We start from the raw sequence: 19,770 nt of genomic DNA on the forward strand, positions 1-19,770 counted from the left end.
GGGCTGCCAGATGAGGAGGGCGGCCACCACCGCGCCTCGTGCGATGTATGGCCGCCCGCCGCCTCGTCGGCTACGCCGACCGCAGGTCGATGACCGTGCGCAGTTTCCCGCTGGTGGCCGTGCGCTCGAACGTCTCCGTGGGTACGGTCTGGACGGTGAAGGCCAGGAGGTCCTCCGCCAGTGCCGAGGCCAGTTCGGGCACCTCGGCCACCAGAGCCTCCCTCGCCGTCTCGGGGTCCTGCGCGTACCGCTCGTCGAGCCGGACGGTCAGCCGTTCGCGGTCGGCACCGGATTCGGCGAGGAGTTGGACCTCGCCGGGGTAGGCGAGGCGTTCCTGGGCCGCTCGCAGAATGCGCCGGTAATTGACGAAGTACGTGCCGATGCGTACGACGTCGCCGTGACGTCCGAGCAGTTCGAGCCGGGGCACGTGGCTGCCACAGCCGCAGGGACCGTCCACGGCGCGTCCCAGGTCGCCGATCTCATAGCGCTCCAGTCGCTGTCCCGCGCGTGCGCGGGAGGTGAACACCAGGCGTCCCGGCTCGCCCGGCGGAACCGGCCGGTCGGTGTCCGGATCGAGGATCTCCAGCGTGTGCAGGTCGGTCAGCACATGGTGGACCGAGCCGTCGCAGGAGGCGCACTGGTAGCCCAACGGGCCCAGATCGGTACTGCCGTAGGCGGCGGACCGGATCACCTCGACGCCGAACTCCTGCGTCAGCACGCGGCGTTGCTCGGTTGTGAAGTGCTCACCGCCGTAGAACACCGTCCGGATGCCTCCGTAGGCACGCAGCCGGTCGCCCTCGGCGTGGAACAGCTGCCACAGATAGGACGGCATGCCGAAGAGGGTGTCGGCCCGGTGGGCGACCAGCGCCTCCGCGACCGCGGCGTGGTCGGGCCCCGCCGCGATGGGGAGCTGGGTGGCGTTCAGCCGTTCCAGGATGGAGAAGAAGCTGATGAAGCTGCCGTACATCCCGCCGCAGTAGAACAGGTTGGCCGCCCGGTCGCGTGCCGGGTCGAAGCCCGCAGCGATCAGTCCGTCGGCCGCGGCGCGCATCTGGTTGTCGTAGTCGTCGCAGGTGAACACGGACAGCGCCGGCGCCCCCGTGGAGCCGCCGCTGCGGAAGTACAGGTGCGCGTGACGCGACTCCAGCGAGCCGAGCGCGCGCTGCACCTCCTCCTTGCCGAGCAACGGCCCGCCGGGCGCCGCGGGCAGAACCGGGGGTTCGACCAGGTCGTCCACGCATGCCACGGTGCCGAAGTCCGTGCCCGGCGCGCGCAGGCTCACCCGGCGGCTGTAGCGCTGCAGGGCGTAGACACCGTCGTGGGGCTCACCGTCGTAGCCCTCCAGCATGGCACCGACCGGAGTGACCCGGGTGACGCCGGCGGCGAACATCGCACGCGACAGTGCGGCCACGTCCGCCCGGTCGCCACCGATCGCGGCGGTCTGCAGATAGCGGCGCATCGGCCGCAGCACCGTGGTGATCCGATGCCGGGGCAGGGGTTTTACCCAGACGCTGCGGTGCAGGGGAGAGGCGTCGAGCGCGGGGCGGGCGTCCGCCAGCACGCGCCAGGTACCGTCCTCGGCGGCGAACACACGTGTGAGACCGAGGTGTTGTTCGAGCTCGGCGAGCCGCTGCACGGTGGTGATCTCCGCCTGCTCGGCCGGGCCGGGCGGCGGTGCGGGCAGGGCCCCGGAGACCTTCGCGAGCCGCTCGGCGAAACGGCCCGCGAAGGCGAAGGTCTCGTCGGTGTCCTCGCTGTCGAGATACAGCACTTGCGGGCTGGAGCAGGCCTGCTGTTCGAGGCGGCAGACGTCCGCTGCCAGTGCGTCGAGCAGAGCGTCGTCCTGCGCCGCGTCCCGGGTCAGATAGGCGAAGGAGATCCGGTGCCCCCATGCGACGACCCGGCAGCCCGGGGGCGCGAGTTCGCGCACCGCGCTCACGGCGTCGTCGCCGCCCCAGACCGCGATCGCGTCGGCCTGGTCGCACAGGGTCGTGAGCCACTCCCGGCGTGACGACGGGAAGCGCAGGGCGATGACCCGCTCGGAGATCAGCCCGGTCGGGTCGGCGGCGCCGAGCGCGGCGAGCAGGTCGAGGGCGAGCGCCGTGTCGGAGGCGCTCGTCTTGAGGATGTTGAGGTTTCCGGCCAGCAGGCCCTCGACGACGCTCAGCGGGGCCACGGAGGCGGCGTTGCCGGGGGCGATGTGTACCAGCACGCCGACGGGTGCCCAGGCTTCGTAGACCGTCTCGCGGGCGTTGGGCCGGGTCAGCCGTTCCGGGCGCGGGCCGCCCAGCTCCCGGCGCAGCTTGCGTTCCAGCGCCTGCCGGGTGAGGGCGGTCGCCAGCTCGGCGAGGGTGGCCGTGACCTCGTCGGCGGGCAGTTGCCCGGCCAGTCGGCGGTACAGGGCGGAGCCCGGGTCGCCCAGTTCTTCGCCGACCGCGGCGCAGGCACCGAGTACGACCTCCGTGGGCAGCGGGCGCGCCAGGATGCGCCCGGCCGACTCGCACAGCCCGTCCATCCGCCGGGCGGCCTCGGCGTCGTCGACGAACTCGCCCTGCCAGAGGTGGAGTGGGGAGGTGGTGGTCACGACATTCCCTTCATCAGCTCGGCAGCGGCGACCGCACAACTGCGGTTGCGGCTCACCCCGGCACGGCCGTGCACGGTGAACCAGTCGGTGGACAGCGGGCAGGGGCATTCCTCACCCGGATGCAGCGAGGCGACGTCGCCCATCACGACGCTGTGCGCCGGAACCGAGGTGATGTACGGGCTGACCAGGTGCAGGAAGCCGCGTTCCCCGTACGGCAGAGGGCGCAGCGTGGCCGGGTCGCGGACCGCCGCGCGGGACCACACGGGTACGTGCAGGCGGTGGTGGGCGCACTCGACGTACGGCACGCAGTGCTCCACGGAACCGAAGGTGTCGCGGATCCGCGCGCCCGGGATGCCGAGGCGTTCGGTGACTTCGGCACGGAAGTCGTCCTTGCCGATCCGGCGGTCCGCGTGGCCCTTCCAGCCGCCGCCGAGGACCACCAGCGATCCCTCGGGCAGCCGCAGCGGCGGCAGCCCCATCACCCTCATCCGCTCCAGGGTGAAGTGGAGGAAGGCCGGGAAGCCGAGGATGCGGACCGGGAAGTCGTCCTCGGCGTAGCGCTGGAGCGCCGCGATGCAGCCGTGCACGTCGAACTCGTGCCCGGATCCGGTGTGCCGCAGTGCGTGTGTGGTGTGCCGTGCGGGGGCGAAGTCGCACAGGTAGTTGTCGGTGAACGACGTGCCCAGTCTCAGCGACGGTGCGGGCTCGTAGCTGTAGAGCAGGTAGTTGACCGGTCGATCGGGGGTGATCCAGCCGTAGTGATCGAAGATCCGGGCCACCATGCGCTGGGCCGACCGGATCGTCCACCGGTCGAAGAACATCTGCGACTTCTGTCCCGTCGTTCCCGAAGAGGTCAGATGCAGGAACACCTCGTCACGGGGCACGGAGAGCACCTCGTGGCGCTTGAAGAAGGCGGCGGGCACCAGCGGCGTGCGCACGCCGAGCCCGACGGTGGGCGCGGGCGTCTCCGGCGGGTCCTGGAGGAGGGCGGCGAAGAACGGGGAACACTCGGCGTGCCAGGCGTTGGCCTCGGCCATGGCGGCGGCGAACAGTTCGTCGGCGTGGGTGCCGGCGGCGTACGGCTCGGGCAGGTCGCACAGCCGCTGCACGTGGCCGAGCGCCGCCGGGTCGGGGACTTCGACGGGAGCGAGATGGGGGTTCATCGGGACACCTCGTGAAGGGGCAGATAGGTGGAGGCCCAGGCGCTGAGATAGGCGCTGAGGTAGGGCTGGAGCAGTGGGCTGACGACCGCTCTCCGGAAGTCGATCTGACGGCTGGTGCGGGAGAGCACCACATAGTCGTGGAGGCGTTCCTGGACGCGGCGCATCGCCGGGTAGACCGCACTCGGTACGAATCCGGAGGCGAGGAAGATCTCCAGGGCCTCGGTGTCGGACAGGGGCAGCAGGGTTTCCACGTAGTCCGCCCCCGCCTGGGTGACCGCGGTCATCAGCGACTCCAGAGCCCCGGTCAGCGCGGACGCACGCGGATGGACGGCGACCAGGGCACAGCTGCCCGCCACCGGGTCGAGATCGGCGTAAGCCTCGAATCCGCCGTCGGGGGCGACCAGGACCGTGTTGGGGGTGTGCAGAGGGAAGAAGCGGTCGCCGGGGTGGGGGAAGCGTTCCAGGAAACGTCGGCGTACGAACGCCGGGGCGGCGATCACCTCGATCGGCCCGGCACCCGCTGTCGTACGCGACCCGCCCCGCACAGGAACGCGACCCGTGCCGGCGCAGTCGATGCCGATACCGGTGGAGGCGGCGGCCAGCAGCCCCGTCAGAGGTTCGGGTACGTGCTGCACGAGGGCCCGTCGCTGCAACACGCCGTCGGCGTACCGGGCGAAGAGCGCGAGACTCTCGCAGCCATCGACCTCGACCGCGTTGGGCAGCAGGCCCAGCGGCCGAAATCCGTTGCGCACGACGACGTGCTGCGGGCCCTCGGTGACGACGCGCACGGTGGCGAACACCGAGTCGAGCAGTCCGGCGGCGAACGCCGCGTCGCAGACCGCGCCGGTGAGCCGGGAGGCCAGTCCGCCGCCCCGGTGGCAGGGGTGTACGGCGAGTCCGACCAGTTTGCCGATACGGCTGCCCGGGTCGGTCTGTACGACGGCCGCCCCGACGATGTCCCCGCCGTGCGTGCGGGCGGTGAGCCAGTGAACGGTGCCGTCGGTGAGCAGCCGGCGCATCACGGCCGGGTCGCTGCCCAGCGGCACCGGGTAGCCGTGTCCGTACACGTCGAAGTACAGCTGCCGCAGTTCTGCGATGTCCCGGACCCCGGCTGGGGCGAGGGTCGCGCTCATGGCGCCTCTCCCATCGGGGCCGGGTGCGCTGCCGCGATGCCGGGGGACGTGCGCCGTCCGTCGGGTCCCGTCCGGCTGCCGAGCCACCACAGGGCTGCCGCGACGGGGAGCAGACCGGCGCCCTGAATGAGGCAGAGCGTACGAGCCGTCAGATGGTCGCCGAGCGCGCCGAAGACGAAAGAGGACACGGGGAACGTGGCGCCGAGCAGCGCCTGCATGACGGCGAAGAAGCCCGGCTTGTCGGCGGCGGGAACGAGCCGCTGGAACAGCCCGACGAACCGGACACCGATCACACCGACGCACCAGCCCGCGACGGTCATCGAGCCCAGGGCCACCGTGTGTGTGGCGACCAGGCCCGGCAGGCACAGTGCCGTGGCCATCACGGCCAGGCAGAGGCTGCCGACGGTCGTCGGCCGTCCGGGGACACGGGCTCCGGTGAAGGACCCGACGAGCGTGCCCGCGCCGAGCGCCGCCTCCAGCGCGGCGACGGTCGAGCCGGTGGAGTGCAGTACCCCGCGCGTGTAGAGGGGCATGACGACGTAGACGGCGGTGGTGAACAGGTTGGCGGCGGCGAAGCAGACCAGCACCCGGCGAATGAAGGGAAGACCGGCCAGGACCTGGCGCAGCGTTCGGCGCGCGGGCGCCGTGCCGTGCGCCGCGCCGGGGCCGACGCGTGTGCTCCCGGGGCCGTCCTTGGTCATTCCGGCATGTGCGAAGCGGGCCGAGACGACCAGCACCGCGGCGAGCAGATAGGCAAGGCCGCAAGTGGCGACGACTCCCGCGAGCCCACCCGCGTCGACCGCGAGCGGTCCCAGCAGACCACCGCCGAGCCCGGCCATCGACTGGGTGGACAGCTCGAATCCGGTGGCCGCCTCGATGTCGGCGTCTGCGACCAGTTCGGGCACCGATGTGGTCAGACAAGGGTCGAACAGCGCCTGACAGGAAGCCAGCGCCAGACCCACCGCGTACACCGCGGCCATGGGCAGTTCCCCGGCGTACGCCGCGAGTGCGGCCGCCGCGGCGACGGTGCCCGCGACGGCCGCAGCGCCGGCCAGCACCGTGCGGTGCGGGTGGCGGGCCACGACGCGGGCGACGACGGGGGCGAGCGCGACGGCGGGAAGTGTGCTCACCGTGAGGAACAGCCCCGATTCCAGACCCCGTTGATCGCCTTCGGCGGCGAAGCCGACGAGCCACCAGACCGCGCCGACCTGGAACATCCGGCCGGCGGCCTGGGTGAGGAGCTGAGCGGTCCAGACTCTGCCGAACGACGAGTTGCGCAGCACGAGCGGCAGACGCCTGCCGCGTGGCTCGGTCGCGTTCATGCGCACGGCCGCTCGTCGACGACGCGCACCAGCTTGCCGGAACGGGAGTTGACGGCGAGATCACGGTGCCGCACCCATTCGACGGTGAGCGGATCGACGTGCCCCGCCGCGGCCGCAGTCCCATAGGCCGGGCGTTGCGCGAGCACAGCAGCGGCGATGGCAGCCCCCAACGCGCCCTGTGCGTCCTTGGGTTCGCCGGTTGCCAGCCGCAGTACCAGACCGTCCCGGCCGTCGCGGCGGCGTACCACGAGCTGCAGACCAGTCACCTCGCCGTCCGTGTCGGCGGCGCGCACGATGGCGTGGACGTCCTCGGTGTAGAGGGAGACCGGACCGACCCGAACTCCCTCCTCGGCACGGCCGAGGATGCGGAAGACTCCGGCGTCGGGGTCATCCCACTCCGCCCGGTCGCCGACCGGATAGCGCAGTACGGGCATCAACCGCCGGCGCAGATCGGTGACGACGAGCCGACCCGGCACCCCGGCCCGCTCGACGGGCAGCTCGGTGTCGTCGTCGACGATCTCGACGATGGTGTACGGGGCGAACGCGCGGTGGACCCGGGGGTCGCCGCCGGGCACGGCCTCGCCGAGCAGGCCCGCGTCCACGCTGGCATAGCCGAGCGAGCGGGGCTCGGCATTGGGGAACGCGGCCCTCAGGAGCGGAAGCTGGTCGCCGAAGAGACACTCTCCGCCGAAGAAGAGCAGTTCCACGTCGGGCAGCGTCAGGCCGGCGGCGGTGAGGCGCTCGGCGAGCGAGCACAGTGTGGTCGGCGTCGCGGCGACCACCTGAACGCGGAACTCCTCCAGCGTGGTCACGATGGATTCCCAGGGCGCCGCGCCGCCCAGGGGCAGACGCACGTTGGCCACGGGGGAGCGGTGCAGTGAGTCGAGGACGAAGCTGAAGCTCGCGTAGAGGTCGCCCGCGTAGAACAGGTCGGCCACTCGGTGGCCCTGTCGAAGGCCCGCGTTGACGAGTCCGGCCCCGAATACGGCGGTGAATTCCCGCCATTCCGTGCGAGTGTAGTAGGAGAACTTGGGGGACCCCGTGGTGCCGCCGCTGCGGAATACGACCGCCTCGTGCAGTGGAGCCGTCAGCAGCCTGTTGTCACGGGGTGAGTTGGCCCGCCAGAAATCCGCCTGAGGCACTATCGGGAGATCCGTGAGGTGCGCCACATGGTCGGGGAGGTGCGAGTAAAGGTGCTGGTAGAACGGCGAGTTGTGGCGTGCGAAGCGTATGAGCTCCGCCAATGGTTGAACGGGCATCAATTCCTGCTTGAAGATGTGAATCGCCGGCATGCGAAAAGGCACGACGGGGTGCGGCGGATGGGTCCGCTCCTGCAGTTCGGAGAACCATTTCATCAGCCGATGCGACGCCAGCGTATCTCACCATTCGGACGCCGCTTGCCAACTCGCCATTCAGGTGCCGAGCTTCGGACCTGCGGACGAGTCATTGCTGATTTCGGTTCCCGGTGAAACGGAGACCATGGTCACATGCCGGCCCGTTTCGGTTCGGCTGCTACTGAGCGCAGACGTCACCGTGAGGGCGGCGAGGACCGGCGCAACATGGTCTTTGTCGCCGCTCCACTCTCTCAGGGGGTTTGACGGGCAATAGGGCTTCCGCATGGAACCGCAGAGCTTTGCCCTCGTTGAGGAACGTGGACGTGTCTGTAGCCCTCCTTCTGGGTGAAGGAAACTGCACAGGCAAGAACACCAGGGATCGAGTGGCATGGGTTTGACCAGCGAAGCGACCGTGTACGTCACGGCGGCCGTGGCCGCCGTCTGTGTGGCTCTGCTGGTCTGGCTGTGGCCACAGCTTGCCAGTCGCGGGCTGCGGCACGTGCTCGGACGACTGGCGGCCATCGGAGTGACTCAGGCGGCGATCATCGCGGCCTTCGCATGCTGGCTGAACTCGTCGTACCAGTTCTTCGGATCGTGGGGCGAGCTCTTCGGCGACACCGAGACCGCACCCGTCGGCGTGACGCAGGCGTCCATCGGCCACGGCACGGGGAACGGCCCCACGGCGAAGGGTGCGCTGGTGCAGCCCGCCACCAGCGAGCAGTTGAACCGGGTCAGCGGACTGCCCTCCGGTCCTGCCGCGGTGAACGGCCGGGTTGAGTCCGTGAAGGTCATCGGCCGCCGCACGGGCGTGGTCGACCCCGCGTTCGTCTACCTGCCACCTCAGTACTTTCAGAAGGCGTACGCCAGGCAACGCTTCCCGGTGATCGTGACGCTCAGCGGCTATCCCGGCAGCATCTTCAATCTCGCCGAACACCTGCGGGTGTCACAGACCGCCGGGGAGCTGCAGAAGAGCGGCCGGATGCAGCCGACGATCATGGTGATGATCCGGCCGACGATCGCTCCGCCGCGCGACACGGAGTGCGTGGATGTGCCGGGCGGACCGCAGACCGAGACCTTCCTGGCCAAGGACCTCCCGGAGGCCCTGAAGTCCGCCTACCGGGTCGGCCACGACGCCAGTGCCTGGGGCGTCATGGGCTATTCGTCCGGCGGCAGTTGCGCCCTGCAGCTGACGATGCGCAATCCCGGCGTGTACACAACGGCCGGCGCCCTGTCGCCCGACTACAAGGTCAAGGACGACCCCACGACCGGCAACCTCTTCGGCAGCGGGCCGGGTCGCGTCAACCGGGTCAACGAGCACGATCTGCTGTGGCGGCTGAAGCACCTGCCCGCACCGCAGGTCTCCGTCCTGGTCGCCGAGAGCAAACACGGCGAGCGGGGTTACCCGCAGACGCTGGCCTTCATCAAGGCCGTCAAGGCACCCATGCGCGTCGCGTCGATCCAGCCCGACCAGGGCAGTCACAACTTCCCGACCTGGGTACGGGAGATGCCCGGCACCCTGCAGTGGATGAGCCGGCAGCTCACCTTCCCCCAGGACGTGGTGCCCCGGCACCACCCCAAGAAGAGTGCGGCGCCGGGAACCGCGCCCATCGGCCGGCGTCCTTGAGATCCGTGGCGAGAGTATGGGCGGCCTGCGAGCGCGGCAGGTCTGCCCAGGCCGTCAAGTTCCCAAGGCGAGATCCGCCCATCGAGTAGTCCTCTCGGGGTGGCGTGATATTCCGTGTTGTGCGGAGAGGGCCGCGACGATGTCGGCCCCGCGACCGTTTTCCCTGCGCTCGGCGGGGTGAGGATCGTCGTGTGGTGGGGGTCGTTGAGGTACCGGCCCCGCGTCGGTGACCTCGATCCGGAGGGCGCGGCGGCTGCCGGCCCCTGGCAGGGACAACCGCAGTACTGCCGGTGGCAGTGCGTGGGCGATCGCGTTGGTGGTCAGCTCCGAGATCACCAGGAGGGCGTCGTCGACTGTCGGGGTGGGCACGCGCCACTGGGCGAGGACAGTGCGTGCCCGGCGGCGTGCTGCGGAGACGGCCTCAGGGATGTGCGGCAGCGCGCAGAGGTGCTCGACCCGCAAGGGCAGGGCTGCATGGGCGTCAGGGGTGCTCGTCGCAGAGGCGCTCACTCTCGGCCACCTCCACTGGTCTTTGCTTCTCATGTCGCAAGCGGCGGCGGGTTTTGTGCCGTTGGTGGCGTCGGGTCACTCGGCGCCGGCGAGGATCTCGGCCAATGCCGTGACGGCCTGTTCGGCGTCGTGGCCTTCGGCGCGGACGGTCACGGTGCTGCCGACCGTGGCGCCCAGACCCATGACGGCGAGGACACCGGTCGGATTGACCGTCCGGTCGGCATACTCCAGCTGTATGGCACTGGTGAATGTGGCTGCGGCCCGGGCGAGTTGGCCTGCGGGTCGGGCATGGAGGTTGGCGGGCAGGATGACAGCCGTCTCGTGCTTGGACGCGGTCGTGGCGCCGGTGGTGGTGGAGTCAGAGCTTGTGGACATGGCGGGCCTCCTTGGCGGCCTCGGTGACGGTCTTCAGGTCGGCACCGGATGCGGCGGTGACGACGGCTGCGACGGCTCCTTCGACGAAGGGCGCGTCGACGAGAAGCACGTCGGGGCGGGGGTGGTCTTCCAGGACGGTGCGGGCGGTCAGCACGGAGCTGCCGAGGTCGGGCAGGACGACGACGCCCTGGCCGCGGTCGACGCTGCGGATGGCGGCGAGGACGAGGTCGTAGCTGGTGCCGATCCGGCCGTCGTCGGTGCCTCCGGCCGTGGCGAGGGGGACGGTGTCGGAGCCGATCTGCTGCACCAGCAGGCGAAGGCCCGAGGCGAGCTCGGCGCTGTGTGACACGAGTACGATGCCGACAGATGCGCTCATGAACAGTTACCTTAAATCTCGGAACGCTGTTCATCAATGCTGAATCAAGGAGAATTTTTCGATGGTGCAGGCGGTACAGCGGGCGGTGCAGATCCTGCGGGAGCTCGCGTCCACCGGGCCCCGGCTGGGCGTGACCGAGCTGGCGGACCGCCTGGGCGTGGCCAAGCCGACCGTGCATGCGCTGCTGCGCACGCTGGAGGCCGAGGGGCTGGTGGTGCAGGACCGGCACAGCTCGAAGTACCAGCTCGGCCCGGACCTGGTGCAGCTCGGCAACGCCTACCTGGACACGCAGGAGTTGCGCACCCGCTCGCTGACCTGGGCGGACCAGCTTGCGAACCGGGCGAACGAGGCGGTCTGGGTCGCCGTGATCAACGGTGACCACGTCCTGGTGGTGCACCATGCCTTCCGGCCCGAGGGCGCGGTGCAGATCCTTGAGGTGGGCGCCAGTATTCCGTGGAGCACGTGTGCCCTGGGCAAGGCCATCGTGGCCTTCGTTCCGGCCGGCGAGCGGCAGCGACTGCTCGCGGCCGAGCCGGCCGTGCTCACCGGCGCCAGCATCACCGACCCGGAGGTGCTGGCGGGTCAGTTGAAGGAGGTCCTCAGGACCGGGTATGCGATCGAGGACCAGGAGTCGGCCATCGGGGACGCGGGCATCGCCTCCCCTGTCTTCGACCGTTCCGGCGAGGTGGTCGGCGCTCTCGGCATCATCGGCCCCGTCGAGCGGCTGCTGGCCGAATCGGCACGTCAGGAGCTTGCGGTCGCCGTCCGGGAGACTGCCCGCAACCTCTCACGCGACCTGGGTGCCCCTCGTGGCGCGGCCGCACGCACCACGATGACCTGACCAGCCGGATTCGCCCGGTGGCGGTCGTGCTCCGTCCGGCACGCCGCCCCTGATCGAGGCCCCTCGGCTCGCCGCCGTGGGGCCTTCTTCTTTTTGTTGATGCGCCCGGTGCCTGCCGAACCTCTTGACAGGCCGGAAACGCCCCCTTAATTTCCGGAACAACGTTCATCCATAGCGAACAACCCGCCAGTGAACAACCTGCCGCCGGATGCTCAAAGCTGCCCGGCTTCCCCCTGAGCGGCCGCCAGGCTGCCCGACCCCGACCACCTGGCGGCCACCTCCCTTCACAGCCCGCTCCACGCGGAGGAGGTGAGACGCCCGAGCCGCCGCTTCGGCGCTGGGCGCCTTTCATGGAAGAAAACACCTACCCACAAAAGCTTGTGGCCGAGATGCTGGGCACCGCGATGCTGGTGTTCATCGGCGTCGGTTCGGTCCCCGCAACACTCATCGTCAACGGCAAGGCCCCGTTCACCTTCGCCGACCTGGGCATGATCTCGCTGGCGTTCGCCACCGTGGTCATCGCGATGGTCTACGCGATCGGCCATGTATCCGGCTGCCAGATCAACCCGGCCATCACCCTGGCACTGGCCGCGACAAGGAAGATGCCCTGGCGGGACGTACCCGGCTACGTCGCGGCCCAGGTGGCCGGCGCGGTGCTGGGCGCGCTGGCCATCGTCGGGGTGCTGGGGAAGAAGGCGGTCGACGTCGGCCTCGGCATCGCCGCCTACGGCAGTGGAGTCGGCGCCGGCCAAGCGTTCTTCGCCGAAGCCGTAGGCACCTTCATGCTCGCCTTCATCGTCTTCGGGGCCATCGACCGCCGCGCGTCAGGCGGCTTCGCCGGTCTGGCCATCGGCCTCGGCGTGTTCGCGATCATCATCCCGGTGGCCCCGGCCACGGCGGCGTCCATCAACCCTGCCAGGACGCTCGGTCCGATGATCACCGGCCAGCTGTTCGGGGGCACGGTCCACTGGGACCAACTGCCGGTCTACCTGGCCGCCGAAGTGCTCGGCGCGGTTGCCGCCGGCTCCCTGTACGTCGCCCTGAACGCCCGCCGCGGCGTCGCCACCGTCACCGAGGCAACGACCGAGCCGGTCGCAGCCGCTTGAGGAGCCCTGTCATGAAGAAGTTCATCAACGCCCCCGAGGCGGTGCTGGCCGAGGCGCTGTCCGGGATCGCCGCCGCCCACCCAGGACTCAAGGTCGACGCGGAGAACAAGGTGATCTCCCGCGCCGTGGGTACCAAGCCGGGCAAGGTCGCCCTGGTCTCCGGCGGCGGTTCCGGACACGAACCCCTGCACGGCGGCTTCGTCGGGCTGGGCATGCTCGACGCCGCCTGCCCCGGCGAGGTCTTCACCTCGCCCGTGCCCGGCCAGATGGTGGCGGCGGCCCAGGCCGTCGACGGTGGCGCGGGCGTGCTGTTCGTCGTGAAGAACTACACCGGCGACGTCCTCAACTTCCAGATGGCCGCCGAACTGGCCGCCGAGGAAGGCATCACCGTGGAGACCGTCCTGGTCGACGACGACGTCGCCGTCCAGGACTCCACCTGGACCGCCGGGCGCCGAGGCACCGGAGCCACCGTCTTCGTCGAGAAGATCGCCGGAGCGCTCGCCGAACAGGGCGCCGACCTCGCCGCCGTGGCGGAGATGGCCAAGCGGGTGAACGCCGCCTCCCGGTCCTTCGCCGTCGCACTGACCGCCTGCACCACCCCGGCCTCCGGCAAGCCCGGTTTCGACCTGCCCGAGGACGAGATGGAGGTCGGTGTCGGCATCCACGGCGAACCCGGCCGCCGCCGCGAGAAGTTCCGGTCCGCCAAGGAGATCGTGGCGACCGCGGTGGACGCGATTCTCACCGATCAGCCACTGACGGCCGGCGACGAGACCATCGTCATGGTCAACGGCCTGGGCGGCACCCCGCTCATCGAGTTGTACGTGGTCTTCAACGAGGTTGCCGCCACGCTCGCCGACAAGGGTGTGCTCGTTGCCCGTACTCTCGTCGGCAACTATGTGACCAGCCTGGACATGGCGGGCGTTTCCCTCACCGTGTGCAAGGCCGATGCCGACATGCTGTCCCTGTGGGACGCTCCCGTGAACACCCCGGCCCTGCGCTGGGGCATCTGAACCGAGCCGGGGGAGGGGCCGCGCCACACGCGAGGGCCGGGCCGGAGCGTTCCCGCTGCCGACCGCCCGCCCGGACCGCACCCCTCGCGCCCTTGCCCCGCCCCCGGCTCACTTCACCGCCGACCCACCCCGTACCGACCACGAACGGAGACTCCGTGGACACCGACCTCGCCCGCACGTGGGTGCAGGCCATCGCAGCCGCCGTGGACAAGCACAAGGACCACCTCACCCAGCTCGACTCGGCCATCGGCGACGCCGACCACGGCACCAACATGCACCGCGGCTTCTCCGCCGCCGTCACGGCCTTGGCCGACTACGAGCCGGACACCGTCGGGGCCGTACTGGTCAAGGCCGGTACCACCCTCATCTCCACCGTCGGTGGCGCCTCCGGGCCGCTCTACGGCGGCGCTTTCCGCGCCATGGGCAAGGCCCTGGACCTCCCCGCCGCCGACACACGGCAGTTGGCCGCCGCACTGGCTGCCGGCCTTGCGAGCATCCAGAAGCTCGGCGCGGCCGCGCCCGGCGACAAGACCATGATCGACGCCTACGCCCCCGCACTGGCCGCCTTCCAGCAACAGGCCGACGCCGGAGCCGGGATGGCCGCCGCGGCCCTGGCCGCCGCCGAAGCCGCCGAAGAGGGCATGCGCGCCACCACCCCGATGCAGGCCCGCAAGGGCCGTGCCTCCTACCTCGGCGCCCGCAGCATCGGCCACCAGGACCCGGGCGCCGCCTCCACCGCCCTCGTCTTCCGCGCCCTCGCCGAGACGCTGGGGGACCGATGACCGGCCGTCGCACCTACACCGGGCACGCCGCCGCACCCGGCACAGCCCTGGGCTTCGTCCACCGCACCGACCGGCCGCCCGCCAGAACGGCGCTGCCCCACCGCACCAGCGGCAACCCCACGCGGCAGATCACCGACGCCTTCGACGCCGTCGCCACCCGTCTGCTCGACCTGTCCGCCTCGCTGCGCGAACAGGGCAAGGACGAGCAGGCCGACATCATGGAGGTCAACAGCTACATCGCCCAGGACCAGGATCTGCGCGACCAGGCCGTCAAACGAGCGGACGGAGGCCACCCGGTACCCGTCGCCGTGCGGCAGGCCATCGACGCGTACGCAGGAACCATCGCCGCCCTGGACGACCCCACCCTCGCCGAACGCGCCGCAGACGTCCGGCAGGTCGGCCGCCGCGTCCTGGCCCACCTCCACGGCGACACCAGCCCCGCCCCCGACCAGCCCCTCGTCCTGATCGCCCATGAGGTCGGCGCCGCCGACCTGCTGGAACCCGGCCAGACGGTGACAGCGGCCATCTCCGTGACCGGCGGCCCGAACTCCCACGCCGCGATCGTCGCCCGCTCGCTCGGCATACCCTTCCTCCTGGCCGTGGACCCCCAGCTGCTCGAACTGCCGGACGGGCAGGAGATCCTGCTCGACGCCGATCAGGGCAGCGCGGTCGCCCACCCCGGCGACGACGAACGCGCCAGGGCCCTGCACGCAATGGAGACCGCCCGAGCGCGCAGACTCGCCCTCGCCGAAGAGCGTCATCTGCCCGCCGAGACACTCGACCGGCACCGCATCGTTCTGCGGGCCAACGTGGCCACCCCGGCCGAGGCCCGCGCGGCCCTGACCACGGGCGCCGAAGGCATCGGCCTGCTCCGCACCGAGCTGCCCTTCCTCAACCATCGCGCCTGGCCCACCCGCGATCAGCACGCGGCCACCCTCGTCCCCGTCCTGCGCGCTCTCACCGGGCAGGTCGTCACGGCCCGTACGCTCGACTTCGCCGACGACAAGCTCCCGCCGTTCCTCGCCCGCCGCCAGGGCGCACGGATCGGCCGCGGCCTCCCCCTCATGCTCGCCCAACCGGACGCCTTCGCCGACCAGTTCCGCAGCCTGCTGAACGCCGGAGCCGACACCGACCTGCGCATCATGATCCCCATGGTCGCAAGCGTCGACGAACTGCACGCCTGCCGACGCCTCCTCAAGGCAGCAGCCACCGAAGCCGGCGTCCCGATGCCACCCCTGGGCATCATGGTGGAACTCCCCGAAGCCGTTGCCGCGGCCGACGACCTCGCTCGCGAAGCCGCCTTCCTCTCCATCGGCAGCAACGACCTCACCTGCCAGATCCTGGGCCTGGACCGGCGCGACCCCACAGCCACCCCCGCCATGGCGGCACACCCCGCCGTCCTCGACGCCATCGCCCGCGTCGTCACCGCCGCCCACCGCCACGGTCGTCAGGTCTCCGTCTGCGGTGACGCCGCCGCACACCCCCTCGTGACACCCCTCCTCATCGGCATCGGCTGCGACAGCCTCTCGGTCGCCCCCGCAGCCCTCGACGAGGTCCGGGCCCGCATCCGCCGCCTCCACCACGACACCTGCGCCTCCCTGGCCACCATCGCCCTCACCCGCGAAACCCCCGAGGAAGTCTGGAGCCTCGTCGAGCAGGGCTGCCGGCCATCGCTGCCCTGACCCGAGCCGTGCACAAGGCGATGCCCGCTGCTGCTCCTAACCGGTCCTATGCCGCTATGCAGTTGCCCTTGTGCGCGACGGCGCTGTCACCCGGTTCTCAACGTTCAACGCCCCAGCGTTGTGCAATGGCCTCAAGGCATTCGAGTTCGCGTCGCGCTGCGGTCGGGTGTGCGAGATCGAGGGCCATCCCGGCGCGGGCGGTGGTGTAGAGGATGTCCTGGCGGGTGCTGCAGTCGAGCCCGGGGGCGGACTGGCGGCGGCGGCCGGTGACTCTCAGGAAGATCGCGATGGTCTCGAGTTCCTCGCGCACGTGCGCGGGAAGCACCCGCCGAAGTTCGTCCTGGCATAGTCGCGCGCCTGCTTGTCCGCCTCGCAGGGGCTCGGCGCCATGGGTGCCCAGGGAAGGCCGACTTCTCGGGCGTCGTCGTACATGTCCGCGACCAAGGCGCGTGCGGACGCGGGATCGCCTTCAGCGACGGCCGCGCGGGCCGCCTCCAGGGTGGAGCGAAGCCGGGCACGAGCCTGAGGATCCTCGCCGGTGCGGGCGTCGAGATAGCCGGACCACACGTCGAATGCCTTGTTCAACTCGGCATCCAGCATGATCTTGTACACGTCCGGCACTCCGTTGCTCCTCCTGTCGAACCCGTCCCGGCATGGACGGCAGCGGACACGATAGATCGGGTGTCGGGCCCATTGCCTGCGAATTACCTTGTGGCCGCTGCCCGGGAGGGCACCCTGGCGTGCTGCGGGCGTCCGGCCCGGTTGATCGGCCCGTGCAGGAGTGGCCGTGGCTCACCCAGCCTGCCCGTAGTTGGTGAAGAAACCGACGAGGCTGTGCGGGGCATTGTCGTCGAGACACAGCTTGTGGACCTGGAGAGCCTGGGCGGCAGCGGCGGCACTGCGCGGGAAGAGAGCCTCCTCGTACGCGGTGAGCGCGGCCTCGATGTCGTCCGGTTGCGCGGCGAGGGCGTTGCCGAGTTCGGCGCCGTCGTACATGGCGAGATTGGCTCCCTCACCGGACGGGGCCATCAGGTGGGCGGCGTCGCCGAGCAGCGTCACGCCTGGCAGGCGGTCCCAACGGTGCTCGATCGGCAGGGCGTTGATGGTGCGCGGGACCGGGGCGGTCTCGCCGTCCGTGATCAGGGCGGTGAGTTCCGGGGCCCAGCCGTGGAATTCCGCTGCGACGCGGGCCGTGGCCGCGCCGACGTCGCTGAAGTCGATGGCGTCCATCCACTCCTGCGGTTTGCTGAGTGTCACATAGGTGTGCAGGACGCCGTCCGGCTCGCGGTGGGCGGAGATCCCCTTGCCGGGGGCGAGCGCGAAGAGCGAGCCGTCGCCGACGGCTCGGGCGCTGGCCGGGTGGCGGGTCTCGCAGTCGAACAGGTAGGTCTCGATCAGGGACGTGCCGACGTACTCGGGCTTGGCGTCGGACAGCAGCGGACGGACCCGCGACCATGCTCCGTCCGCGCCGACCAGCAGGCTGCTCGTCACGGTCGCTCCGTCCGCGAACGACACCTCGTGCCGGCCGCCCCCGAGGGGCCGGACCGTGGTGACCTTGCGTCCCCACTGGATCGTGTCGGTGGGCAGCGAGTCGAGCAGGATCTGCCGCAGAGCGCCGCGGGGCACCTCCGGACGCCCGCCGGTGCCGTCGTCGGGCTCGTCCAGCAGGACGGTTCCGTCCTTGTCGAGTACCCGCGACGCCTCGGCGCCCTCGTGGACGATGCCGAGGAACTCCTCGAACAGCCCTGCCGCCTTGAGCGCGAGCTGCCCGTTGGAGTCGTGGATGTCGAGCAGGCCGCCCTGGGTGCGAGTCGTCGGCGATGTCTCCGCTTCGTACACCGTCGCAGGGATGCCGTGGACGTGGAGGACACGGGCGAGCGTCAGTCCTCCGAGCCCCGCGCCGATGATCGTGACCGGAGTGGTCATGGTGCTTCCTTCCTGATCGCGGACCGCTGGGCGGACACCCGGCAGGGAATCCTAGCCATCCTGGAACATCGTTCCAGTGCCTAGACTGGAACGGCGTTCCACGTATTGTCAAGCCGGAACGATGTTCCAGGATGGCTAGGATGGAGGCATGGCAACCAGGGCGCGTCGTCCGGAACGACGGCAGGAACCGCTCTCCCGGGAGCGCATCGTCCGCGCTGCGGTGGAACTCCTCGACACGGTGGGCGAGGGCGGTCTCACGTTCCGCGCACTGGCCGAACGGCTCGCGACCGGCCCAGGGGCGATCTACTGGCACGTCACGGGCAAGACCGAACTGCTTGCTGCGGCCACCGACGCTGTTGTCACCACCTCCATCGCCGCCGCCGACACCGACGCGACGCCGCAGGAAGCGATTCGTGGGCTCGCGTTGGGCCTGTTCGACGCGATCGACGCCCACCCATGGGTCGGCACCCAGCTCGCCCGCGCGCCCTCGCAGTCGCCGATGCTCCAAGTCTTCGAAGGCATCGGTCGCCAGGTCCAGGCACTTCAAGTGCCCGAAGCCGCCCAGTTCACTGCGGCGTCGGCGCTGATGAGCTACATCCTCGGAGTGGCGGGCCAGAACGCCGCCAACGCCCGAGCGCACCAGCCGGACACGAACCGGACCGAGTTCCTCGACGCCGTGGCGACCGCATGGACAGAACTCGATCCCGACCAGTACGCGTTCACCCGAAGTGTCGCCGAACAACTGCGCAAGCACGACGACCGAGCAGAGTTCCTCGCCGGCATCGATCTCATCCTCACGGGAATTGCCGCCGGCCAGTAGCGGACCGGCCACGCGAGCCGGTGGCGCTCATGCGGGAGTTCAGTGCCCTGTTCGCCGACCTCGACCAGCGGTTGGACGAGCGGCGCGCGCCGGAGGGCCAACCGTTTCCGATCAGCCCGAAGGGTGCGTACGACGGTGGCCTCGCGGTCGACGACATCGAGTGCTGACCCGCGCTGCCACCGCACCGCATCACAGTGTCGCGGTCGTCCCCTCCCCGGACGCGCTGCCCGCGAGCCACTCGTCCCAGCCCAGGTTGAAGTCGGCGTAGCCGTTGTCGGCCGGGGCCTTGGCACGGGACGAACCGGTGATGGTGACGGGGTCGCCCTGCTTGACCTGGCCGTAGAACCACTTGGCGTCCGACATGGACAGGTGGACGCAGCCGTGCGAGCCGCGGGCGCTGCCGCTGCCCGGATTGGGGTCGCCGGTCGAATAGTGCACGTACGTGCCGGACTGGGTCAGATGGACGTCCCAGGGCAGCGTCAGGTCGTAGTAGTTGGGGCTGCCCTTGTCGCAGCTGATGCCAACGCTGCAGGAGGTCATATGGACCTTCTCCTGCTTGTCGATGACGGCCATCGTGCCGTTCCACGTCGGATACTGAGGGCTGCCCGCATTGATCGACAGGGTGCGCAACTGCTTGCCGTTGCGGGTCACCTTCATGGTGTGGCCGGTCACCGAGACATCCGCGCGCACGTCGTCGCCGACCTTGAAGGTGTGCGTGTAAGTGCGCACGCCGTAGCGCCCGTTGCCGTTGCTGACGCCCTTCATGTCAGCGTCGATCTTCACCGTCGTGCCGGAGGGCCAGTACGCCTTCGGTCGCCAGTCGGCGCGCCTGTCGCCGAACCAGTGCCAGGCGCCGGCCACCGGCTGCGAGGCGCTCACCTTCATGTGCTTCTCCACCGTGGCCCGTGCCTTTGCCGACACCGGGTTCGTGAAGACCACCGAGATCGGCATGGCCACGCCGACCGTGGTTCCCGTCTGCGGGGTGATCGTCTCCAGCAGCATCGGCGGGCCCGCGGGCTTCGTCGGTGACGGAGAGGCGTTCGCACTCGGCTTGCCCGACGCCTTTGAGTCGTCCCCGCTCGCCTTGTCACTGCCGCCCGCGCCGCAGGCACTCGCGCCCACCAGCATCGCACCCGTGACCAGTGCGATCCCTATGCTGCCGTTGCGCCGTCCCACGCCCTG

20 protein-coding genes are annotated in these 19,770 nt (G+C 70.4%); 8 read left to right on the forward strand and 12 right to left on the reverse strand.

Going from position 1 to position 19,770, the window contains the following annotated elements; translation table 11 throughout:
- Positions 1-70: 70 nt before the first annotated feature.
- Genes ACFY1J_RS30460 through ACFY1J_RS30480 form a run of 5 tightly spaced genes read right to left on the reverse strand, consistent with a single transcriptional unit; the run spans position 71 to position 7,461 of the window.
- Positions 71-2,584, reverse strand: coding sequence for an acyl-CoA reductase (locus tag ACFY1J_RS30460; RefSeq protein ID WP_390732325.1), 2,514 nt, complete (start codon positions 2,582-2,584; stop codon positions 71-73).
- Positions 2,581-3,747 (reverse strand): acyl-protein synthase, encoded by a 1,167-nt coding sequence (locus tag ACFY1J_RS30465; RefSeq protein ID WP_390732326.1) that lies wholly within the window; start codon positions 3,745-3,747, stop codon positions 2,581-2,583. The genes ACFY1J_RS30460 and ACFY1J_RS30465 overlap by 4 nt, the downstream gene beginning before the upstream one ends.
- Positions 3,744-4,880, reverse strand: coding sequence for a GNAT family N-acetyltransferase (locus tag ACFY1J_RS30470; RefSeq protein WP_390732327.1), 1,137 nt, complete (start codon positions 4,878-4,880; stop codon positions 3,744-3,746). Before ACFY1J_RS30470 ends, ACFY1J_RS30465 begins: the two co-directional genes overlap by 4 nt.
- On the reverse strand, positions 4,877-6,202 hold the full coding sequence (locus ACFY1J_RS30475; protein ID WP_390732328.1) for an MFS transporter: 1,326 nt from the start codon (positions 6,200-6,202) through the stop codon (positions 4,877-4,879). The genes ACFY1J_RS30470 and ACFY1J_RS30475 overlap by 4 nt, the downstream gene beginning before the upstream one ends.
- Positions 6,199-7,461, reverse strand: a complete 1,263-nt coding sequence (locus tag ACFY1J_RS30480; protein WP_390711065.1) for a phenylacetate--CoA ligase family protein — start codon at positions 7,459-7,461, stop codon at positions 6,199-6,201. The genes ACFY1J_RS30475 and ACFY1J_RS30480 overlap by 4 nt, the downstream gene beginning before the upstream one ends.
- A gap of 463 nt (positions 7,462-7,924) precedes the next feature.
- Between ACFY1J_RS30480 and ACFY1J_RS30485 the strand changes: the two genes are divergently transcribed.
- Positions 7,925-9,160: an alpha/beta hydrolase gene (locus tag ACFY1J_RS30485; protein WP_390711064.1), complete on the forward strand. Its 1,236-nt coding sequence runs from the start codon at positions 7,925-7,927 to the stop codon at positions 9,158-9,160.
- 54 nt (positions 9,161-9,214) lie between these two features.
- On the opposite strand, the gene ACFY1J_RS30490 is transcribed toward ACFY1J_RS30485, so the two are convergent.
- The 3 genes from ACFY1J_RS30490 to dhaM are packed head-to-tail and all read right to left on the reverse strand — an operon-like array spanning position 9,215 to position 10,421.
- Positions 9,215-9,703 (reverse strand): ATP-binding protein, encoded by a 489-nt coding sequence (locus ACFY1J_RS30490; RefSeq protein WP_390711063.1) that lies wholly within the window; start codon positions 9,701-9,703, stop codon positions 9,215-9,217.
- Between the two features lie 42 nt (positions 9,704-9,745).
- A complete protein-coding gene (locus tag ACFY1J_RS30495; RefSeq protein WP_390732329.1) occupies positions 9,746-10,045 on the reverse strand; it encodes an HPr family phosphocarrier protein in 300 nt (99 codons plus the stop codon).
- Positions 10,029-10,421 (reverse strand): dihydroxyacetone kinase phosphoryl donor subunit DhaM, encoded by a 393-nt coding sequence (gene dhaM, locus ACFY1J_RS30500; protein ID WP_390711061.1) that lies wholly within the window; start codon positions 10,419-10,421, stop codon positions 10,029-10,031. The genes ACFY1J_RS30495 and dhaM overlap by 17 nt, the downstream gene beginning before the upstream one ends.
- 61 nt (positions 10,422-10,482) lie before the next feature.
- Between dhaM and ACFY1J_RS30505 the strand changes: the two genes are divergently transcribed.
- The 5 genes from ACFY1J_RS30505 (at position 10,483) to ACFY1J_RS30525 (ending at position 15,842) form a co-directional block, all read left to right on the forward strand.
- Positions 10,483-11,262 carry an IclR family transcriptional regulator gene (locus ACFY1J_RS30505; protein WP_390711060.1) on the forward strand — a complete coding sequence of 260 codons (780 nt, stop codon included), beginning with the start codon at positions 10,483-10,485 and terminating at the stop codon, positions 11,260-11,262.
- A gap of 350 nt (positions 11,263-11,612) precedes the next feature.
- Positions 11,613-12,368 (forward strand): MIP/aquaporin family protein, encoded by a 756-nt coding sequence (locus ACFY1J_RS30510; protein WP_390711059.1) that lies wholly within the window; start codon positions 11,613-11,615, stop codon positions 12,366-12,368.
- Positions 12,369-12,379: 11 nt separating this feature from the next.
- Positions 12,380-13,378 carry a dihydroxyacetone kinase subunit DhaK gene (gene dhaK, locus ACFY1J_RS30515; protein ID WP_390711058.1) on the forward strand — a complete coding sequence of 333 codons (999 nt, stop codon included), beginning with the start codon at positions 12,380-12,382 and terminating at the stop codon, positions 13,376-13,378.
- A gap of 155 nt (positions 13,379-13,533) precedes the next feature.
- Positions 13,534-14,160 carry a dihydroxyacetone kinase subunit DhaL gene (dhaL, locus tag ACFY1J_RS30520; RefSeq protein WP_390711057.1) on the forward strand — a complete coding sequence of 209 codons (627 nt, stop codon included), beginning with the start codon at positions 13,534-13,536 and terminating at the stop codon, positions 14,158-14,160.
- Entirely contained in the window at positions 14,157-15,842 is a 1,686-nt protein-coding gene (locus ACFY1J_RS30525) for a phosphoenolpyruvate--protein phosphotransferase (protein WP_390711056.1), read from the forward strand. The genes dhaL and ACFY1J_RS30525 overlap by 4 nt, the downstream gene beginning before the upstream one ends.
- Positions 15,843-15,939: 97 nt before the next feature.
- On the opposite strand, the gene ACFY1J_RS30530 is transcribed toward ACFY1J_RS30525, so the two are convergent.
- The 3 genes from ACFY1J_RS30530 to ACFY1J_RS30540 form a co-directional block, all read right to left on the reverse strand.
- On the reverse strand, positions 15,940-16,152 hold the full coding sequence (locus ACFY1J_RS30530) for a hypothetical protein (RefSeq protein WP_390711055.1): 213 nt from the start codon (positions 16,150-16,152) through the stop codon (positions 15,940-15,942).
- The gene (locus tag ACFY1J_RS30535) at positions 16,116-16,454 is read right to left on the reverse strand and encodes a hypothetical protein (protein ID WP_390711054.1); all 339 of its coding nucleotides are present in this window, start codon (positions 16,452-16,454) and stop codon (positions 16,116-16,118) included. Before ACFY1J_RS30535 ends, ACFY1J_RS30530 begins: the two co-directional genes overlap by 37 nt.
- Positions 16,455-16,634: 180 nt before the next feature.
- Positions 16,635-17,768, reverse strand: a complete 1,134-nt coding sequence (locus tag ACFY1J_RS30540) for an FAD-dependent oxidoreductase (RefSeq protein WP_390711053.1) — start codon at positions 17,766-17,768, stop codon at positions 16,635-16,637.
- Positions 17,769-17,916: 148 nt separating this feature from the next.
- On the opposite strand from ACFY1J_RS30540, the gene ACFY1J_RS30545 reads away from it, so the two are divergent.
- The gene (locus ACFY1J_RS30545; RefSeq protein WP_390711052.1) at positions 17,917-18,588 is read left to right on the forward strand and encodes a TetR/AcrR family transcriptional regulator; all 672 of its coding nucleotides are present in this window, start codon (positions 17,917-17,919) and stop codon (positions 18,586-18,588) included.
- Positions 18,589-18,617: 29 nt separating this feature from the next.
- Positions 18,618-18,755, forward strand: coding sequence for a hypothetical protein (locus tag ACFY1J_RS30550; protein ID WP_390711051.1), 138 nt, complete (start codon positions 18,618-18,620; stop codon positions 18,753-18,755).
- Positions 18,756-18,777: 22 nt separating this feature from the next.
- Here ACFY1J_RS30550 and ACFY1J_RS30555 read toward each other — a convergent pair whose 3' ends face one another.
- Positions 18,778-19,716: an Ig-like domain-containing protein gene (locus tag ACFY1J_RS30555; RefSeq protein ID WP_390711242.1), complete on the reverse strand. Its 939-nt coding sequence runs from the start codon at positions 19,714-19,716 to the stop codon at positions 18,778-18,780.
- Positions 19,717-19,770: the final 54 nt, after the last annotated feature.

This window comes from Streptomyces sp. NPDC001406 (assembly GCF_042895285.1).
Classification (GTDB): Bacteria; Actinomycetota; Actinomycetes; order Streptomycetales; family Streptomycetaceae; genus Streptomyces.

Bases quoted from the DNA above. Each gene is read 5' to 3' on its own strand.
- ACFY1J_RS30465 (WP_390732326.1), bottom strand. From the start codon at position 3,747: ATGAACCCCCATCTCGCTCCCGTCGAAGTCCCCGACCCGGCGGCGCTC.
- ACFY1J_RS30470 (WP_390732327.1), bottom strand. From the start codon at position 4,880: ATGAGCGCGACCCTCGCCCCAGCCGGGGTCCGGGACATCGCAGAACTG.
- ACFY1J_RS30475 (WP_390732328.1), bottom strand. From the start codon at position 6,202: ATGAACGCGACCGAGCCACGCGGCAGGCGTCTGCCGCTCGTGCTGCGC.
- ACFY1J_RS30480 (WP_390711065.1), bottom strand. From the start codon at position 7,461: ATGCCCGTTCAACCATTGGCGGAGCTCATACGCTTCGCACGCCACAAC.
- ACFY1J_RS30485 (WP_390711064.1), top strand. From the start codon at position 7,925: ATGGGTTTGACCAGCGAAGCGACCGTGTACGTCACGGCGGCCGTGGCC.
- ACFY1J_RS30490 (WP_390711063.1), bottom strand. From the start codon at position 9,703: ATGAGAAGCAAAGACCAGTGGAGGTGGCCGAGAGTGAGCGCCTCTGCG.
- ACFY1J_RS30495 (WP_390732329.1), bottom strand. From the start codon at position 10,045: ATGTCCACAAGCTCTGACTCCACCACCACCGGCGCCACGACCGCGTCC.
- dhaM (WP_390711061.1), bottom strand. From the start codon at position 10,421: ATGAGCGCATCTGTCGGCATCGTACTCGTGTCACACAGCGCCGAGCTC.
- ACFY1J_RS30505 (WP_390711060.1), top strand. From the start codon at position 10,483: ATGGTGCAGGCGGTACAGCGGGCGGTGCAGATCCTGCGGGAGCTCGCG.
- ACFY1J_RS30510 (WP_390711059.1), top strand. From the start codon at position 11,613: ATGGAAGAAAACACCTACCCACAAAAGCTTGTGGCCGAGATGCTGGGC.
- dhaK (WP_390711058.1), top strand. From the start codon at position 12,380: ATGAAGAAGTTCATCAACGCCCCCGAGGCGGTGCTGGCCGAGGCGCTG.
- ACFY1J_RS30525 (WP_390711056.1), top strand. From the start codon at position 14,157: ATGACCGGCCGTCGCACCTACACCGGGCACGCCGCCGCACCCGGCACA.
- ACFY1J_RS30540 (WP_390711053.1), bottom strand. From the start codon at position 17,768: ATGACCACTCCGGTCACGATCATCGGCGCGGGGCTCGGAGGACTGACG.
- ACFY1J_RS30545 (WP_390711052.1), top strand. From the start codon at position 17,917: ATGGCAACCAGGGCGCGTCGTCCGGAACGACGGCAGGAACCGCTCTCC.
- ACFY1J_RS30550 (WP_390711051.1), top strand. From the start codon at position 18,618: ATGCGGGAGTTCAGTGCCCTGTTCGCCGACCTCGACCAGCGGTTGGAC.
- ACFY1J_RS30555 (WP_390711242.1), bottom strand. From the start codon at position 19,716: ATGCTGGTGGGCGCGAGTGCCTGCGGCGCGGGCGGCAGTGACAAGGCG.